The following is a 16,024-nucleotide window of genomic DNA, read 5'->3' on the forward strand; positions in this document are numbered from 1 at the left end:
GCCAAAGATGGTCGCCGTCATCGCCGTCGCCCGAAAGCTCCTCACCATCCTCAACGCCATGATCCGGGATCAGAAACCATGGCAAACCGCTTGACGCCCAACACAGTCGCTGAGGTGCGAGCGCAGCGAGCCTCGAAGGAGCCCTCCAGCCAGCCGCGCGATCCCTGGAGACCTCCTTCGAGGCTCGCTGCGCTCGCACCTCAGGATGAGGGGGTGGATGGGATCGCGCGCATAAGCATAAGCCCCCCGCAGAGCCCCATCCCCGCCCGCCCCGCAACAATTGCCCGCCCCCGCCGGCCCGATTTCATTTGCCCGCCGGGCCGGTATCGCTATGGTCCGCCGCGCTTGGCGGCTGGCCCTCGCCCGTCCCGCCGTCCTCCTGTCCAGATGAGACCGCGGCCCGCAACGATATGTCCCAACGCGTGTGCATCTCGCTCGACGCCATGGGTGGCGACCACGGGCCCACCACCGTCGTGCCCGGCGCCGCGCTGGCTCGTGAGCGCCATCCCGACATGACCTTCCTGCTGTTCGGCGACGAGGCGGTGATCGCCCCGCTCGTCGCCAAGGAGCCGCGCCTGAAAGGCTGCGTCGAGATCCGCCACACCACCATGGCGATCGCCATGGACGACAAGCCCAGCCAGGCGGTGCGCCAGGGACGGGGCAAGTCCTCGATGTGGCAGGCGATCCAGGCGGTGCGCGACGGCCAGGCCCAGGCCTGCGTCTCGGCCGGCAATACCGGCGCCCTGATGGCGATGTCCAAGATCTGCCTGAAGACCATGTCGGGCATCGAGCGCCCGGCCATCGCGTGCCTGTGGCCGACCGTGCGCGGCGAGAGCGTCGTGCTCGATGTCGGCGCCACCATCGGCACCGACGCGGAGCACTTGGTCGAGATGGCCGTGATGGGCTCGGCCATGGCCCGCATCGTGTTCGACCTCGACAAGCCGACCGTCGGCCTGCTCAACGTCGGCACCGAGGAGATGAAGGGCAACGAAGCGGTCAAGGAGGCCGCGCGGCTGCTGCGCGAGATGGAGAGCCCGGGGCTGGCCTATCACGGCTTCGTCGAGGGCACGGATCTCGGGCGCGGCACCGTCGACGTGGTGGTGACCGAAGGTTTCACGGGAAACATCGCGCTCAAGACCGCGGAGGGCACGGCCAAGCAGATCGGCAGCTATCTGCGCTCGGCCATGACCCGGACGCTTTCAGCCAAGATCGGCGCGCTGTTCGCCCGCCAGGCGTTCAAGGCCCTGAAGGACAAGATGAACCCGAGCCGCGCCAATGGCGGCGTGTTCCTCGGCCTGGAGGGCATCGTCATCAAAAGCCACGGCTCGGAGAACGCCCAAGGGTTCGCCGCGGCGATCGACCTGGCCCACGACATGGCCCGCCAGGACATGATCCGCACGATCCGCGAGATGCTCGACCAGACGGCGGTGCTGGCGCCGGCTTGAGAATCCGCAGAAGAACGGGATGGAAACGGGCCACCTTCGAGCGCACCTGACGGAGCTTGTCGTTCAGAAGACGCGCAGCGCCGTCACCGTCATTGCGAGCGCAGCGAAGCGACCCAATGCAGCGCGCGATCTCCGGATGTAGCGTTTCCCTAGGTTGCTTCGCTGCGCTCGCAATGACGGATTGGATCGTCGGTCGGGCGATCCGACCGGAAACCAAACGGTACAGGGGTGGACCCGCCATCCGGTCTGGGGCGTTCAAACGAAACACGACCGCGTGCGCTTCCCCGGTCCGTAAGGGGATGACGATTCGCCCAACAGATCAAAAGCGTTGACGGCCGGCGGGGATGTCCAGGGTCCCCCGCGTCCGGGAAGGAAAGCGATGTCAGCCCTCCGCACAGACTCTCCCCAGGCGCTGCGCTCGGTGGTGGTCGGGACCGGGTCGAGCCTGCCCGCGCAGGTCGTGACCAACGCCGCGCTCACCGAGCGGGTCGACACCTCGGACGCATGGATCGTCCAGCGCACGGGCATCCGCCAGCGTCACATCGCCGATGCGAGCGAGACCACCTCGGTGCTCGGCACCCGGGCCGCCCGGGCCGCCCTCGACGATGCCGGCCTGACCGGGGACGACATCGATCTCGTGATCTGCGCGACCTCGACCCCCGATCACACCTTCCCGGCCACCGCGACCCAGATCCAGGCGGCGCTCGGCATCCATCAGGGCGCGGCCTTCGACCTGCAGGCGGTCTGCGCCGGCTTCGTGTTCGCGGTCTCCACCGCCGACAAGTTCCTCACCACCGGCTCGGCGCGCCGGGCCCTGGTGATCGGCGCGGAGACCTTCTCGCGCATCGTCGACTGGGAGGACCGCACCACCTGCGTGCTGTTCGGCGACGGCGCCGGGGCGGTGGTGCTGGAGGCGCGCGCCGATGCGGGCGACCGAGGCGTCCTCTGCGCCAGCCTGCGCTCGGACGGACGGCACCGCGAGAAACTCTATGTCGATGGCGGTCCGGGCTCCACCGGCACCACCGGGCGGCTGCGCATGGAGGGCCGCGAGGTGTTCCGGTTCGCGGTCGGGCAGGTCACCGACGTGATCGCGGACGCCTTCGCGCAGGCCGGGCTCACGGCGGACGACCTCGACTGGTTCGTGCCGCATCAGGCCAACCGCCGGATCATCGAGGCCTCGGCCGACAAGCTCGGCATCCCCCGCGAAAAAATCGTGCTGACCGTGGACCGCCACGGCAACACCTCGGCGGCCTCGATTCCCCTGGCGCTCGACGTCGCCCGGCGGGACGGCCGGATCCAGCCCGGCCACCTCGTGATGATCGAGGCGATCGGCGGCGGCTTCAGTTGGGGTGCCGCGCTGATCCGCTGGTGAGCGGCTGGAGCGATTCCACGCCTCCCCGCGGTTGACCGGGCGGCGGGCGCCGATTAGCGTGCCGGATCATAGGGATACACCTTCAGATCACGGTGCGGCGGGGTTCGCCGCGCCCGTGGGCTGTCGGATGAGAAGAGTGGGCGAGGGGACACGGCATGGCAGGCAAGACGGTGACGCGCGCCGACTTGAGCGAGGCCGTCTACCATCAGGTGGGCCTGTCCCGGACCGAGTCTTCCGCCCTGGTCGAGACCGTGCTGTCGGAGATCTGCGCCTGTTTGGCGGGGGGCGAGACGGTCAAGCTGTCCTCGTTCGGCTCCTTCGTGGTGCGCAGCAAGGGCAAGCGCGTCGGCCGCAACCCCAAGACCGGCGTCGAGGTCGCGATCGAGCCCCGTCAGGTGATGGTGTTCAAGCCCTCCAACGTGCTCAAGGCCAAGATCAACGGCCAGGCGATCAACGGCCTGGACAGGCACGACGAGGACGAGTGAGCGGCCCGATAGAGGCCTCTTACTTATCGAGGTGACGCGCTCCCTCCCCCGCGGAGAGGGGGAGGAAGAACGCGGATCGGGCTGGTGTCGCGCCAGGACGACAAACAATATTTCTTCCCCCCACGGTATGGCTTGAGCCCGGCCGCGCGGGCCGGCAAGATCGTCCCGTCCCAGCCGATCGTCAGACAGCCATGCCTCCAGCCCTCGCCGCCGAAGACGCGATCGAACCGATCGGGGAGAAGAGCGCGGGCGCGTTCCGGACGATCAGCGAGGTCGCCGACGAACTCGACGTGCCCCAGCACGTTCTGCGGTTCTGGGAGACCCGGTTCGGCCAGATCCGCCCGGTGAAGCGGGCCGGCGGGCGGCGCTATTACCGGCCGCAGGACGTCGAACTCGTGGCCGGCATCCGGCAGCTCCTCTACGTGCAGCGCTACACCATCGCGGGGGCGCAACGGGTGCTGAAGGAGAACGGCATCCGGTTCGTCCAGGCGGTCGGCCGGGGCGAAGCCAGGGCCGCCGAACCCCTGGTCCAGGAGGTTGAGGGCGGTACCGCGGCCGCGCTCCGGGCCGACACGCCCGACCGGGCGGCGCTGATGGGCGTGCTGGAGGATCTGCACGCCTGCCGCGTCCTGCTCGACGCCCTGCGCAGGCCCTACGACCGGGACGTGTGACGGTCGATAGAGATTCGCGCTTTTGGCGAGAGGCGCGGTGAGCACGCAACTTGCGGACCCGGCGAACTTTCCTGCCGGAACCCGCGTTGTCGCCCGCATGGCCGCGTCCAAACCCAAGCTGTCACCCAGCCAGGAACTGATGGCCCGCCTCATGCGGATCGTCCGCTCCTGCCCGGACGCGGCCTCGGAAGTCCTCGAACTGATGTTCCTGGTCAGCCAGATCGAGGCCGCCACCAATGTCGACCGGGAGTACCGGGACGCCAAGCGGGTGATCAGCCGCCTGCGCAATCCCCTGTGGGAGATGGGGCCACCCGACCGGGAGAAGCTGCTCACCGCCGCCGAGACGATCCGCCGAGTCTGCCGCCTGCCCGAGGACCAGATTCCGCCGGTGCCGATCGCCGATGCCGGGGAACGGGCCCGGGTCGAGGCCCGGCTCGCCGCCGCGCTCGCCGGCGAGTTCGACGCCGCGCAGATCGCCCGGGTCACCGGGGTCGTGGCCGCGGTGCTGCAGGAATAGGATCGGTTCCGGAAAAAATTCGGCCAAGCGCCTCTGTCCGGGACGGGACATCGGCCCCGAAAACCCTCGACGGCCGCGCCCGCAATCCCCACATGCGCTCTCGACCGTTGGCAGGGGAGCCGGACATCCGGCCCCGGATCGGTACCGGAGAGACGCCGCATGACCGCCCTTCGTCCGCTCGCCGCGCTGCTCGTCAGCGGCCTGTTCCTCGCGGGGCCGGCCCAGCTTCCGGCCTTTGCCCAGACCACCGTGACCCGCTCCAAGACGGTCGCGCCCGGCAAGACCGTGCGGCTGGAGATCGCCCCGAACCTCAAGAAGGACTGCACCTCCGGCCCGATGCCGGAGTTCAAGGTGTCCGGCGCGCCCAAGAACGGCTCGGTGATCACCAAGGTCGGCAAGCTGAAGACGCCGGCGAGCTACCGCTGCCCCAACAAGGAAGCCGCGGTCCAGGCGCTGTTCTACCAGCCCAACAACGGCTTCACCGGTTCCGATGAGGTCACCTTCGAAGTCAGGGGCGCCGACGGCCAAGTGCAGACCCAGAACATCAAGATCACCGTCGGGGCCGCGGCGGCAAAATCCGGGGACGATGCCAAGAAAGAAGGCACCGATCTCTAAGCAGAGGCAGGAAACCCCGGTGCGTGCATAGTTTTTCATCCTAAATTGCGCGCACAAAGGAGGCCGAAATCAACGTTCGAACGCATCCAGGTCCGGTTTCGGCCCGATAAGTGTTGCAAGCAATCGACAGGCTGGCGGCGCGTTCGCCGCGCTGCGACAAAAGCGGGCCTGTCGGTTGCATCCGAGCCGAGACAGGATGAAGCTGTCAGGGTCTGAGAGGGTTATCGAATGTCGATGCATGCGACGAACGACCTTTTCCAGAGCTTCGCCCGAGGGTACGAGGCCCGCCGCGATACGGAGATGACGCTCTCCGAGTATCTCGAGGCCTGCCGCGACGAGCCGCTGATGTATGCCACGGCTGCCGAGCGCATCCTGGCGGCCATCGGCGAGCCGGAATTCGTGGACACCGCCAAGGATTCCCGCCTCGGCCGGATGTTCATGAACCGGACGATCCGGACTTACCCGGCGTTCCGCGAGTTCTACGGGATGGAGGAGACGATCGAGCGGATCGTTTCGTTCTTCCGCCATGCCGCGCAGGGGTTGGAGGAGCGCAAGCAGATCCTCTACCTGCTGGGCCCGGTCGGCGGCGGCAAGTCGTCGCTGGCCGAGCGGCTCAAGCTGCTGATGGAGGTCCACCCGATCTACGTGCTCAAGGCCGGGGACGAGGTCTCGCCGGTGTTCGAGAGCCCGCTCGGGCTGTTCGACCCCGACACGATGGGCGAGGAGATCCAGAAGCGCTACGGCGTGCCGCGCCGCCGGCTCACCGGGCTGATGAGCCCCTGGGCGCTCAAGCGCCTGGACGAGTTCAACGGCGACATCTCGCGCTTCAAGGTGATTAAGGTCCGTCCGTCGCGGCTGCGGCAGATCGGCATCGCCAAGACCGAGCCGGGCGACGAGAACAACCAGGACATCTCCTCGCTGGTCGGTAAGGTCGACATCCGCCGGCTGGAGACCCTGTCCCAGGCCGATCCCGATGCCTACTCCTACTCGGGCGGCCTGAACCGGGCGAACCAGGGCGTTCTCGAATTCGTCGAGATGTTCAAGGCGCCGATCAAGATGCTCCACCCGCTGCTCACCGCGACGCAGGAGGGCAACTACGTCGGCACCGAGAATATCGGCGCGATCCCGTTCACCGGGGTGATCCTGGCCCACTCGAACGAATCCGAGTGGCAGACCTTCAAGACCAACAAGAACAACGAGGCCTTCATCGATCGCATCTACGTGATCAAGGTCCCGTACTGCCTCCGGGTGACGGAGGAGCAGCACATCTACGAGAAGCTGATCTCCGGCTCCGAACTCTCGGACGCGGCCTGCGCGCCGGGCACGCTTGAGATGCTGGCCCGGTTCTCGGTTCTGTCGCGCCTGCGCGAGCACGCCAATTCCAACGCGTTCTCGAAGATGCGGGTCTATGACGGCGAATCGCTTCGCGAGGTCGATCCGCGCGCCCGCTCGATGCAGGAATACAAGGACGCCGCCGGGGTCGACGAGGGCATGGACGGGATCTCGACCCGCTTCGCCTTCAAGGTGCTGGCCGCGACCTTCAACCACGACACCACCGAGGTCTCGGCCGACCCGGTGCACCTGATGTACGTGCTGGAGCAGTCGCTCCGCCGCGAGCAGCTGCCCCCCGAGACCGAGAAGAAGTACCTGGAATTCATCAAGACCGAGCTGGCCCCGCGCTACGCGGAGTTCATCGGCCACGAGATCCAGAAGGCCTATCTCGAATCGTACCACGATTACGGCCAGAACCTGTTCGACCGCTACATCGACTACGCCGATGCCTGGATCGAGGACCAGGACTTCAAGGATGCCGAGACCGGCCAACTCCTCAACCGCGAATTGCTGAACCAGGAACTGACCAAGATCGAGAAGCCCGCCGGGATCGCCAACCCGAAGGATTTCCGCAACGAGGTGGTCAAGTTCGCCCTGCGGTCGCGGGCGCAGCATGGCGGCCGCAACCCGAGCTGGACCAGCTACGAGAAGCTGCGCGAGGTCATCGAGCGGCGCATGTTCAGCCAGGTCGAGGAATTGCTGCCGGTGATCTCCTTCGGCTCGAAGAAGGACGGCGACACCGAGAAGAAGCACGGCGAGTTCGTCGAGCGCATGGTCGCCCGGGGCTACACCGAGCGGCAGGTCCGCCGTCTGGTGGAATGGTACATGCGGGTGAAGCAGGCCGGCTGAGGGACGAAGACTCCGCCCGGGGCCAGCCCGGGCGGCCAAGTTTCGACCCTCCGCCGCCATAGTTTCGGACGACCGGCCGGCGAGGCTCGCAAGCATGATGTGGGAAAAGGGGATTCCGCTTTTCCGAACACATCATGCGGGAGCGGCGCGTTAAACCAGACTGTGCGAAAGAGGGAAGCCTCTTTCCGAAGGCAGCATGGTATAACGGGAGGCTAGAACCGGCCGGAGCACGCGGGACGAGGGTTTTCGCAGCGTATGCACATCGTCGACCGACGCCTGAATCCAGGGGGCAAGAGCCTCCCCAACCGCCAGCGCTTCCTGCGGCGCGTGAAGGATGTCGCCCAGCGCGCCGTGCGCGAATCCGCCCGCGAGAAGGACATCAAGGATCTCGGCAAGGACGGCCGGGTGACCGTGCCCGCCGACGGCGTGCGCGAGCCCCGGTTCTCCCGCCAGCCCGGCACCGGCCTGCAGGACCACATCCTGCCGGGCAACAAGACCTATGTGGAGGGCGACACGATCGAGCGGCCGCCGGGCGGCGGTGGCGGGCGCGGCTCCGGCGAGGGCGGGGACGGCGGCGAGAACAGCGAGGACGCGTTCCGCTTCGTGCTCACCCGCGAGGAGTTTTTGGAGCTTTTTCTCGAAGATCTCGAACTGCCGGATCTGGCCAAGCGCCGCCTGGCGGTGGTTGAGACCGAGGGGATGCGCCGGGCCGGCTACACGGTCACCGGCTCGCCCGCCAACCTCGCGCTCACCCGGACCCTGCGCAATTCGATGTCGCGGCGCATCGCCCTCAAGCGTCCGAAGCCCGAGGAGGTCGCGGCGCTGGAGGCGCAACTCGCCGAGATGCGCGAATCGGATCCGGGCCGGCCGGACCTCGAGCAGGCGCTCCTGCGCTTGCGCGAGCGCGCCAAGCGCATCCCGTATGTCGACCCGATCGACCTGCGCTTCCGCCGGTTCGAGCCCTATCCGCGCCCGATCGCGCAGGCCGTGATGTTCTGCCTGATGGACGTGTCCGGCTCGATGACCGAGCACATGAAGGACCTCGCCAAGCGGTTCTATATCCTGCTGCACATCTTCCTGACCCGCCGCTACCGGCACGTCGAGATCGTGTTCATCCGCCACACCGACCGGGCCACCGAGGTGGACGAGGAGACCTTCTTCGGCTCCCGGGAGACCGGCGGCACGCTGGTGTCGTCGGCGCTGGTGGAGATGAAGCGGATCATCGCCGAGCGCTACTCGCCCGACGACTGGAACATCTACGCCGCGCAGGCGTCGGACGGCGACAACGTCTCCTCGGACGGCCCGACCTCGACGGAGCTGCTGCGCGCGCACATCCTGCCGGCCTGCCAGCACTTCGCCTATCTGGAGGTCGGCGACGAGAACGGCCCCCGGGCCGGCTTCGTGGAGCACCGCACCACCCTGTGGCGGACCTACGAGGCCATCGCCAAGGCCGGCGGCCCGATCGCCATGCGCAAGGTCAACCACCGCCGGGAGATCTACCCGGTGTTCCGCGAGCTGTTCGGCCGCAAGGATGCGCGGGCCGAGGCGGAGGCGTGAGGATGGCCCGCGCCGCGTCTCCCTCCCCCCTCTGCGGGGGAGGGCGGCCCCCGAAGGGGGGCGGGAGAGGGGCAGCGCGACGGTGCGGATGTCAGCGCCCGGCACGACCTGTCCGGAAGCGTGGCTCCCCTCTCCCGACCCTCGCTGACGCGAGGCCCACCCTCCCCCGCAGAGGGGGGAGGGATTACCCGTCCCGCGCTGGTGCGGAAAAGGTCCGGAAGAAACGGGAGGCGGCATGACTCGCGTCAAGGCACGGACGCCCCAAACAATCTCCGGCGGCCAAAAGCCCCTGTTCACCGGCAACGACTGGGACTTCGACACGATCCGGCGCATCCACGATGCCTGCGAGGCCATCGCCGGGCCGGAGCTGGGGCTGTCCTGGTACCCGAACCAGATCGAGATCATCACGGCCGAGCAGATGCTCGACGCCTACGCGTCGATCGGCATGCCGCTGTTCTACAAGCACTGGTCGTTCGGCAAGCACTTCGCCCAGCACGAGGCCGGCTACCGGCGCGGCCTGATGGGGCTCGCCTACGAGATCGTCATCAACTCGGATCCGTGCATCTCCTATGTGATGGAGGAGAATACGGCGACGATGCAGACGCTGGTGATCGCGCACGCCGCCTTCGGCCACAACCACTTCTTCAAGAACAATTATTTGTTTCGACAGTGGACCGACGCAGAAGGCATTCTGGATTATCTGGATTTTGCGAAAAGCTTCATCGCCCGCTGCGAGGAGCGCTACGGCCACCAGGCGGTGGAGCAGGTGCTCGACGCCGCCCACGCGCTGATGAGCCAGGGCGTCCACCGCTACCCGCGCAAGAAGCGGCCGGACCTCGCCTCCGAGCAGCGGCGCGAGCGCGAGCGGATCGAGCACGGCGAGCAGATCTACAACGACCTGTGGCGGACCCTGCCGCAGAAGGTCGGCGCGGTGCGACCGGACCTGGCCGCCGAGCGGCGCAAGGCCCTGCTCGAACTGCCGCAGGAGAATATCCTCTACTTCCTGGAGAAGGTCGCGCCGCGGCTGCGCCCCTGGCAACGCGAGATCCTGCGGATCGTCCGGCTGGTCGCGCAGTATTTCTACCCGCAGCGCCAGACCAAGGTGATGAACGAGGGCTGCGCGACCTACAGCCACTACCGGATCATGAATTCCCTGTCCGAGAAGGGGCTGATCACGGAGGCCGCCTATCTCGAATTCCTGCAATCGCACACCAACGTCATCCGGCAGCCGAACTACGACGACCGCTCCTATGGCGGCCACAACCCCTACGCGATCGGCTTCGCGATGATGCAGGACATCGCCCGCATCGTGGAGCAGCCGACGCAAGAGGACCGCGCGTGGTTCCCGGACATCGCTGGCACCGGCGACGCCATGGCGGTGCTGCGCGATTGCTGGGAGAACTATCGCGACGAGAGCTTCATCCAGCAGTTCCTGTCGCCCAAGCTGATGCGCGACCTGCGCCTGTTCCACGTGGTCGACGATCCCGAGGAGTCGGAGCTGCGCGTCGAGGCGATCCACGACGAGCGCGGCTACCGCAAGATGCGCCGCTCCTTCGCCCGCCAGTACGACGTCGCCTGGCTCGACCCGGATATCGAGGTGGTGGATGTCGACCTCGAAGGCGACCGCCGGCTGATCCTGCACCACAAGGCGATCAACAAGATCACCCTGCAGAAGGAGGACGCCAAGCGGGTGCTCCAGCACCTCGCCGACCTGTGGGGCTACGACGTGGTGCTCAAGGAAGTGGAGCCCGCCACCGGCACGGTGCTGGGCGAGATCAGCGCCAGCGCGCGGCCGATCTTTTTTTGAGGGTTCTTTCTAGACTGACGCGAGAATCTCGTAAGACCGTTTTCCCGCTCTCCACCTCAGAATGAGGTGGTTGATAGGATCAGCTGCGGATTGCCCCATCCCCCAACCCATGCTGCAACTAGGCATGAGCGCTCCGATTCTCACCCTCGCCGAAACCAAAAACTTCCTCGACCGGGAGTTCCCGCAGATGCAGGCCGGCGGGCGGGCCTTCCATCTCGAGGCGGTGGGGCCGCTCACGGCGCGGATGCGGATGGAGGGGCAGGAGCGGTTCCTGCGGCCGGGAGGCACGGTGTCGGGGCCGGCCATGATGGCGCTGGCGGATTACGTTCTCTACGCCGCGATCCTGGCCCAGATCGGCCCGGTCGCCCTGGCGGTGACCACGAGCCTCACCTTCAACTTCCTGCGCAAGCCCGCCCCGGGTGACCTCCTGGCGGAATGCCGGCTGCTGAAGCTCGGGCGGCGGCTGGCGGTGGGGGAGGTGGGGATCACCGCCCCGGGCAGCGACGACCTCGTCTGCCACGCCACCGGCACCTACGCGATCCCGCCTGAGCGCGGTTAGGCGCCCGGCCGCGCCTCGGTGAGCCGGGCGGCGTAGCGGGCGATCAGGTCGACCTCCAGGTTCAGCCCGTCGCCGGCGCGCCGCTCGCCCCAGGTGGTGACCTGGAGGGTGTGGGGGATCAGCAGCACCGAGAAGACGTCGCCATCGACGGAGTTCACCGTCAGCGAGGTGCCGTCGAGGCAGACCGAGCCCTTCTCGGCGATGAACCGCGAGAGGCCCGCGGGCGCGCGCAGCGTGAAGCGGTCGCTCGGCCCCCAGGCGCCGGATGTGACGCTCTCCCGCTCCAGGATCTCGGCGACGCCGTCGACATGGCCGGTGACGAGATGGCCGCCGAGCTCGTCGCCGATCTTCAGGGACCGCTCCAGGTTGATGCGCGCGCCGGCCACCCAGCGACCCACCGTGGTCCGCGCCAGGGTCTCGGCGGCGGCGTCCACCGCGAAGACGCAGCCGCCCTCTTCCGGCTCCACCGAGACCGCCGTCAGGCACGGGCCCGAGCAGGCGATCGAGGCGCCCAGCGCGATGGTGGCCGGGTCGTAGGAGGCGCGGATCGTGATCCGGCGCAGGTCGCCCTCGCCCTCAATCGAGACGATGGTGCCGACGTCGCTGACCAGACCGGTGAACATCGCTAGGAAACCTTCTCGTAGGTGGCGGCCTCGTCGGGCCAGAGCTGCAGTCGCTCGGCCACCCGGAATCTTTTCGGGTCGGCCAGCGCCCCGGTCAAATCCGGGCCGAGTGCCTTCAGGCCGCCCGCCGCGCCGAGTTCCGCCGGTCCCGTGACCAGCGTGCAGGCCTCGATCAGATCGGCCCGCGCCAGGGCATCGGCAAGGCGCGGGCCGCCCTCGGTGCACAGGCGCGTCAAACCGCGCTCCCCGAGATGGGCGAGCGCCGTCGGCAGCTCGACGCGGCCGGCGACATCCGCCGGCAGGAGGGCGATCTCGACGCCGAGCGCCTCCAGGGCCCGGCGGGCATGCGCCGGGGCGGAGCGGGTGGTCAGGACCAAAGTGGCGGTGTCCCGGGCGGTCCGGGCGAGCACGCTGGCCGGCGAGAGCATCAGGTGCGAATCGAGCACGATCCGCAGGGGCGAGCGGGCGCCGAGGCCCGGCAGCCGCACGGTCAGGGACGGGTCGTCGGCCCGGGCGGTGCCGATGCCGATCAGGATCGCGTCGGCATGCGCCCGCCAGAGATGCACCGCCCCGTCGGCCACCGGGCCGGTGATCCGCAGACGCTCCGGGCCGGCGCCGGCGCAGAAGCCGTCGCGGGTGCGGGCGAGCTTGAGATGCACTGCCGGCCGGCCGCGAGTGACCCGGGTGATGTGGCCAATATGGTCGCGGGACGCCGCCTCCCGCATCAGCCCGGTCTCGACGATGACGCCGCCGGCCCGCAGGCGCGCGTGGCCGCGCCCGGCCACCCGCGAATCCGGATCCTCCACGGCGCTGACCACCCGGGCGATCCCGGCGGCCAGGATCGCGTCGGTGCAGGGCGGCGTGCGGCCATGGTGGGAACATGGTTCCAGGGTGACGTAGAGGGTCGCCCCCCGTGCGGCCGCACCGGCCTCGGCCAGCGCCAAGGGCTCCCCGTGCGGCCGGCCCCCCGGCGCCGTCGCCCCGGTTCCGAGGATCCGGCCGGTGCCGGGCTCGACCACGACCGCGCCCACCGAGGGGTTCGGCCAGGTGGTGCCGAGCCCGCGCCGGCCGAGCGCCAGGGCGAGGCGCATGAAGCTCGCGTCGTCGCTCATGAGCGCGCGGCCCGGCGGCGGGGCGGGGCGTCGGGCTCGTCGGGCGGGGATTCCGGTTCGGCCCCCACGGCGAGCAGGCCGTCGCCCAGGGTGCCGAGCAGGTCCTCGAAATCCTTGGCTTCCCGAAAATTCTTGTAGACCGAGGCGAAGCGCACGTAGGCGACATCGTCGAGGCCTTTCAGCCCGGCCATCACCAATTCGCCGATCGCCTCGGAGGTCACCTCCGGCTCGCCGGCGCTCTCCAGCTGGCGGGTGATGCCGCTGACCAGCCGCTCGATCCGCTCCGGGTCGACGGCGCGCTTGCGCAGGGCCACGTCGATCGAGCGCTGGAGCTTGTCCCGGTCGAACGGCACGCGCTTGCCCGAGCGCTTGAGCACCACGACCTCGCGCAGCTGCACCCGCTCGAAGGTGGTGAAGCGGCCGGCGCAATCCGGGCAGACCCGGCGGCGGCGGATCGCGGCGCCGTCCTCGGAGGGCCGCGAATCCTTCACCTGCGTCTCGGAGCCGCCGCAATAGGGACACCGCATGGGATCTGAGCCGCCTCGTTTCAGGGTCTCGCGGACCCGCAATCGGCTATCTGCCCCAGCCGCCTGCGGATTGCCAGGATACGGGCAAGCACTCCGACTGTCAGGAAGCAACCGCCTGGGCGAGGGCCGCGCGGGCGAGCAGCCGTGTCGAGTCCAGGGTCGGCAGCGACGCGTTGCCGTCATGGATGATCAGGGGGATTTCGGTGCAGCCGAGCACGACGGCGTCGCAGCGCTCGTCGTCTTTCAGGCGTGAAATGACCGTCTGGAACAGGGCGACGCTCGCCGGATCGAAGATCCCGTTGACCAGCTCGGACATGATGATCGTGCTGATCCGGGCTCGCTCGTCCGGTTGCGGGATCACGCAGGCGATGCCGTATCGGCGCAGCGCCGTCGAGTATACGTCGCTCTCAACCAGCCAGCGGGTTCCGGTCAGGCCGACCCGGCGGAAGCCGCGGGCCGAGGCTTGCGCCGCGACCACCTCGGCGATGTGCAGCCAAGGCAACGGCGAGCGCGGGCGGACCAGATCCATCGCCTGATGGATGGTGTTGTCCGGGCAGATCAGGAAATCGGCTCCGGCGGCCTGAAGCTTGGCCGCTGAGGACAGCATCAGGTCGCCGACCCCCGCCAGATCGCCGCGATCGAGGCAATCGACATAGGCCGCCAGCGAATGCGTATGCATCGACACCTCGGGGTGTCCATGCGGGCCCAGATGCGCCGCGCCTTCCGCGCAGATCGTCCGGTAGCAGAGCGCCGCCCCTTCGGCGGAGCATCCCACGATCCCGATATGCTTTGGCACGGCGTTGCCTCTCGGAGAGAACCTTGGCGCCGACAAGACGACGCCCGCGGATCCGAAGACCCGCGGGCGTCTATTCCTCTCTTGGGAACCCGGCGCAATCGGTCGGGCCAGCAGGCCTCAGCCGTAGATCGGGAACCGGTCGGTGAGCGCGTGGACGCGGCTCTTCACCGAGGCCTCGACCTCCGGATCGCCGGCCTCGCCCTTGGCCACCATGCCGTCCAGCACCTCGACGATGAAGCCGCCGATCTGCTTGAACTCGGCGACGCCGAAGCCGCGCGAGGTGCCGGCCGGGGTGCCGAGCCGGATGCCCGAGGTGATCGTCGGCTTCTGGGTGTCGAACGGCACGCCGTTCTTGTTGCAGGTGATGTCGGCCCGCGACAGGGCGGCCTCGGCGGCCTTGCCGGTGAGGCCCTTCCGCTGCAGGTCGACCAGCATCAGGTGGTTGTCGGTGCCGCCCGAGGTGATGTCGTAGCCGCCCGAGATCAGGGTGTCGGCGAGCGCCTTGGCGTTCTCCACCACCTGGCGGGCGTAGATCTTGAACTCGGGCTTGAGCGCCTCGCCGAAGGCCACGGCCTTGCCGGCGATGACGTGCATCAGCGGGCCGCCCTGGAGGCCGGGGAAGATCGCCGAGTTGAACTTTTTCGCGAGCGCTTCGTCGTTGGTGAGGATCATGCCGCCGCGCGGGCCGCGCAGGGTCTTGTGGGTCGTGGTGGTGACCACGTGGGCGTGCGGGAACGGCGACGGATGCACGCCGGCGGCGATCAGCCCGGCGAAGTGGGCCGCGTCGACCATGAAGTAGGCCCCGACCGAGTCGGCGATCTCGCGGAACTTGGCAAAATCCCAGTGACGCGGGTAGCCCGAGCCGCCGGCGATGATCACCTTCGGCTTGTGCTCCTCGGCGAGCGCGGCGACCTGCTCCATGTCGATGCGCTGGTCATCGCGGCGCACCGTGTAGGAGACCGGCTTGAACCACTTGCCCGAGACGTTGGGCGGGGCGCCGTGGGTGAGGTGACCGCCGGCCGCGAGGTCGAGGCCCAGGAAGGTGTCGCCGGGCTGCATCAGCGCCAGGAACACGCCCTGGTTGGCCTGCGAGCCGGAATTCGGCTGCACGTTGGCGAAGCCGCAATCGAACAGGCGCTTGGCGCGCTCGATGGCGAGGTTCTCGGCGATGTCCACGAACTGGCAGCCGCCGTAGTAGCGCCGGCCCGGATAGCCTTCCGCGTACTTGTTGGTCAGCACCGACCCTTGAGCTTCCAGCACGGCGCGGGAAACGATGTTCTCCGAGGCGATCAGTTCGATCTCGTGCTGCTGGCGGCCGAGTTCCTTCGACACCGCATCGGCGATCTCGGGATCGGCCTCGGTCAGCGGGGCGGCGAAGAAGCTGTTCGAGAAGTGCTTGTCGGCGGCGGTACCGGCGCTCATGGTCTGCCTCTGTTCTGATAGGGGCGGGGCCCGGCCTTTCGTCGGCGTGCACGGGCGGGCATTCGAGCGGGATTCCTACACGGGCCGGCCCGTGCCGCCAAGCACATGCATTTTAGGCGGGCACAAAGAATTATTTGCCGCAGGTGAGCGCAGCCCCGTCAGACTGATGCCTCACATGCCACCCTCTTGTCAGGCGGCAGAATCGCTTGACTCATCTAAGCTGCGATAGAATAGAATATAAGTCGATGGTGTATTTGATACTGTAATCTTGAGTATTTATCGGAAATTTTCTCACAATATCCTAGTTTTTGTTTATAATCTATATTTCATGCTGT

Annotated in this window: 15 protein-coding genes; 10 read left to right on the plus strand and 5 right to left on the minus strand. The window is 68.1% G+C overall.

Annotation, left to right across the window (positions count from 1 at the left end):
• Positions 1–410: 410 nt before the first annotated feature.
• From plsX to MKL09_RS23000, 10 genes are all read left to right on the plus strand, one after another.
• Positions 411–1,445, plus strand: a complete 1,035-nt coding sequence (plsX, locus tag MKL09_RS22955) for a phosphate acyltransferase PlsX (RefSeq protein WP_244024040.1) — start codon at positions 411–413, stop codon at positions 1,443–1,445.
• Between the two features lie 379 nt (positions 1,446–1,824).
• A complete protein-coding gene (locus MKL09_RS22960) occupies positions 1,825–2,817 on the plus strand; it encodes a beta-ketoacyl-ACP synthase III (RefSeq protein WP_244024042.1) in 993 nt (330 codons plus the stop codon).
• Positions 2,818–2,972: 155 nt separating this feature from the next.
• Positions 2,973–3,302 (plus strand): integration host factor subunit alpha, encoded by a 330-nt coding sequence (locus MKL09_RS22965; protein ID WP_244024044.1) that lies wholly within the window; start codon positions 2,973–2,975, stop codon positions 3,300–3,302.
• 191 nt (positions 3,303–3,493) lie between these two features.
• Positions 3,494–3,973: a MerR family transcriptional regulator gene (locus MKL09_RS22970; protein ID WP_244024046.1), complete on the plus strand. Its 480-nt coding sequence runs from the start codon at positions 3,494–3,496 to the stop codon at positions 3,971–3,973.
• A 97-nt stretch (positions 3,974–4,070) separates the two neighbouring features.
• Complete coding sequence (locus MKL09_RS22975) at positions 4,071–4,490, plus strand: hypothetical protein (protein ID WP_244024048.1); 420 nt, start codon at positions 4,071–4,073, stop codon at positions 4,488–4,490.
• Between the two features lie 159 nt (positions 4,491–4,649).
• Positions 4,650–5,105 (plus strand): Ig-like domain-containing protein, encoded by a 456-nt coding sequence (locus tag MKL09_RS22980; RefSeq protein WP_244024049.1) that lies wholly within the window; start codon positions 4,650–4,652, stop codon positions 5,103–5,105.
• A 228-nt stretch (positions 5,106–5,333) separates the two neighbouring features.
• Complete coding sequence (locus MKL09_RS22985) at positions 5,334–7,286, plus strand: PrkA family serine protein kinase (protein ID WP_243969891.1); 1,953 nt, start codon at positions 5,334–5,336, stop codon at positions 7,284–7,286.
• Positions 7,287–7,541: 255 nt separating this feature from the next.
• Complete coding sequence (locus MKL09_RS22990; protein ID WP_244024051.1) at positions 7,542–8,843, plus strand: YeaH/YhbH family protein; 1,302 nt, start codon at positions 7,542–7,544, stop codon at positions 8,841–8,843.
• Between the two features lie 235 nt (positions 8,844–9,078).
• Positions 9,079–10,650, plus strand: a complete 1,572-nt coding sequence (locus MKL09_RS22995; protein WP_244024053.1) for a SpoVR family protein — start codon at positions 9,079–9,081, stop codon at positions 10,648–10,650.
• Between the two features lie 124 nt (positions 10,651–10,774).
• Positions 10,775–11,209, plus strand: coding sequence for a PaaI family thioesterase (locus MKL09_RS23000; protein WP_244024055.1), 435 nt, complete (start codon positions 10,775–10,777; stop codon positions 11,207–11,209).
• On the opposite strand, the gene MKL09_RS23005 is transcribed toward MKL09_RS23000, so the two are convergent.
• The 5 genes from MKL09_RS23005 to glyA all read right to left on the minus strand — a co-directional run bounded on the left by MKL09_RS23005 (position 11,206) and on the right by glyA (position 15,689).
• Complete coding sequence (locus tag MKL09_RS23005; RefSeq protein WP_244024057.1) at positions 11,206–11,832, minus strand: riboflavin synthase; 627 nt, start codon at positions 11,830–11,832, stop codon at positions 11,206–11,208. The two genes, MKL09_RS23000 and MKL09_RS23005, sit on opposite strands and share 4 nt — an antisense overlap.
• 2 nt (positions 11,833–11,834) lie before the next feature.
• Positions 11,835–12,944 (minus strand): bifunctional diaminohydroxyphosphoribosylaminopyrimidine deaminase/5-amino-6-(5-phosphoribosylamino)uracil reductase RibD, encoded by a 1,110-nt coding sequence (gene ribD / locus MKL09_RS23010; protein ID WP_244024059.1) that lies wholly within the window; start codon positions 12,942–12,944, stop codon positions 11,835–11,837.
• On the minus strand, positions 12,941–13,471 hold the full coding sequence (gene nrdR / locus MKL09_RS23015; protein WP_244024060.1) for a transcriptional regulator NrdR: 531 nt from the start codon (positions 13,469–13,471) through the stop codon (positions 12,941–12,943). The genes ribD and nrdR overlap by 4 nt, the downstream gene beginning before the upstream one ends.
• A 100-nt stretch (positions 13,472–13,571) precedes the next feature.
• The gene (locus MKL09_RS23020; protein WP_244024062.1) at positions 13,572–14,267 is read right to left on the minus strand and encodes an aspartate/glutamate racemase family protein; all 696 of its coding nucleotides are present in this window, start codon (positions 14,265–14,267) and stop codon (positions 13,572–13,574) included.
• Between the two features lie 117 nt (positions 14,268–14,384).
• Positions 14,385–15,689 carry a serine hydroxymethyltransferase gene (gene glyA, locus MKL09_RS23025; RefSeq protein WP_243969908.1) on the minus strand — a complete coding sequence of 435 codons (1,305 nt, stop codon included), beginning with the start codon at positions 15,687–15,689 and terminating at the stop codon, positions 14,385–14,387.
• Between the last annotated feature and the right edge of the window lie 335 nt (positions 15,690–16,024).

The sequence above is a fragment of the Methylobacterium sp. J-048 genome (assembly GCF_022829515.1).
Taxonomy (GTDB): Bacteria; Pseudomonadota; Alphaproteobacteria; order Rhizobiales; family Beijerinckiaceae; genus Methylobacterium.

What these genes read in the sequence shown, in the direction of transcription:
- plsX (WP_244024040.1), top strand. Translation starts at nt 411, where the DNA reads ATGTCCCAACGCGTGTGCATCTCGCTCGACGCCATGGGTGGCGACCAC.
- MKL09_RS22960 (WP_244024042.1), top strand. Translation starts at nt 1,825, where the DNA reads ATGTCAGCCCTCCGCACAGACTCTCCCCAGGCGCTGCGCTCGGTGGTG.
- MKL09_RS22965 (WP_244024044.1), top strand. Translation starts at nt 2,973, where the DNA reads ATGGCAGGCAAGACGGTGACGCGCGCCGACTTGAGCGAGGCCGTCTAC.
- MKL09_RS22970 (WP_244024046.1), top strand. Translation starts at nt 3,494, where the DNA reads ATGCCTCCAGCCCTCGCCGCCGAAGACGCGATCGAACCGATCGGGGAG.
- MKL09_RS22975 (WP_244024048.1), top strand. Translation starts at nt 4,071, where the DNA reads ATGGCCGCGTCCAAACCCAAGCTGTCACCCAGCCAGGAACTGATGGCC.
- MKL09_RS22980 (WP_244024049.1), top strand. Translation starts at nt 4,650, where the DNA reads ATGACCGCCCTTCGTCCGCTCGCCGCGCTGCTCGTCAGCGGCCTGTTC.
- MKL09_RS22985 (WP_243969891.1), top strand. Translation starts at nt 5,334, where the DNA reads ATGTCGATGCATGCGACGAACGACCTTTTCCAGAGCTTCGCCCGAGGG.
- MKL09_RS22990 (WP_244024051.1), top strand. Translation starts at nt 7,542, where the DNA reads ATGCACATCGTCGACCGACGCCTGAATCCAGGGGGCAAGAGCCTCCCC.
- MKL09_RS22995 (WP_244024053.1), top strand. Translation starts at nt 9,079, where the DNA reads ATGACTCGCGTCAAGGCACGGACGCCCCAAACAATCTCCGGCGGCCAA.
- MKL09_RS23000 (WP_244024055.1), top strand. Translation starts at nt 10,775, where the DNA reads ATGAGCGCTCCGATTCTCACCCTCGCCGAAACCAAAAACTTCCTCGAC.
- MKL09_RS23005 (WP_244024057.1), bottom strand. Translation starts at nt 11,832, where the DNA reads ATGTTCACCGGTCTGGTCAGCGACGTCGGCACCATCGTCTCGATTGAG.
- ribD (WP_244024059.1), bottom strand. Translation starts at nt 12,944, where the DNA reads ATGAGCGACGACGCGAGCTTCATGCGCCTCGCCCTGGCGCTCGGCCGG.
- nrdR (WP_244024060.1), bottom strand. Translation starts at nt 13,471, where the DNA reads ATGCGGTGTCCCTATTGCGGCGGCTCCGAGACGCAGGTGAAGGATTCG.
- glyA (WP_243969908.1), bottom strand. Translation starts at nt 15,689, where the DNA reads ATGAGCGCCGGTACCGCCGCCGACAAGCACTTCTCGAACAGCTTCTTC.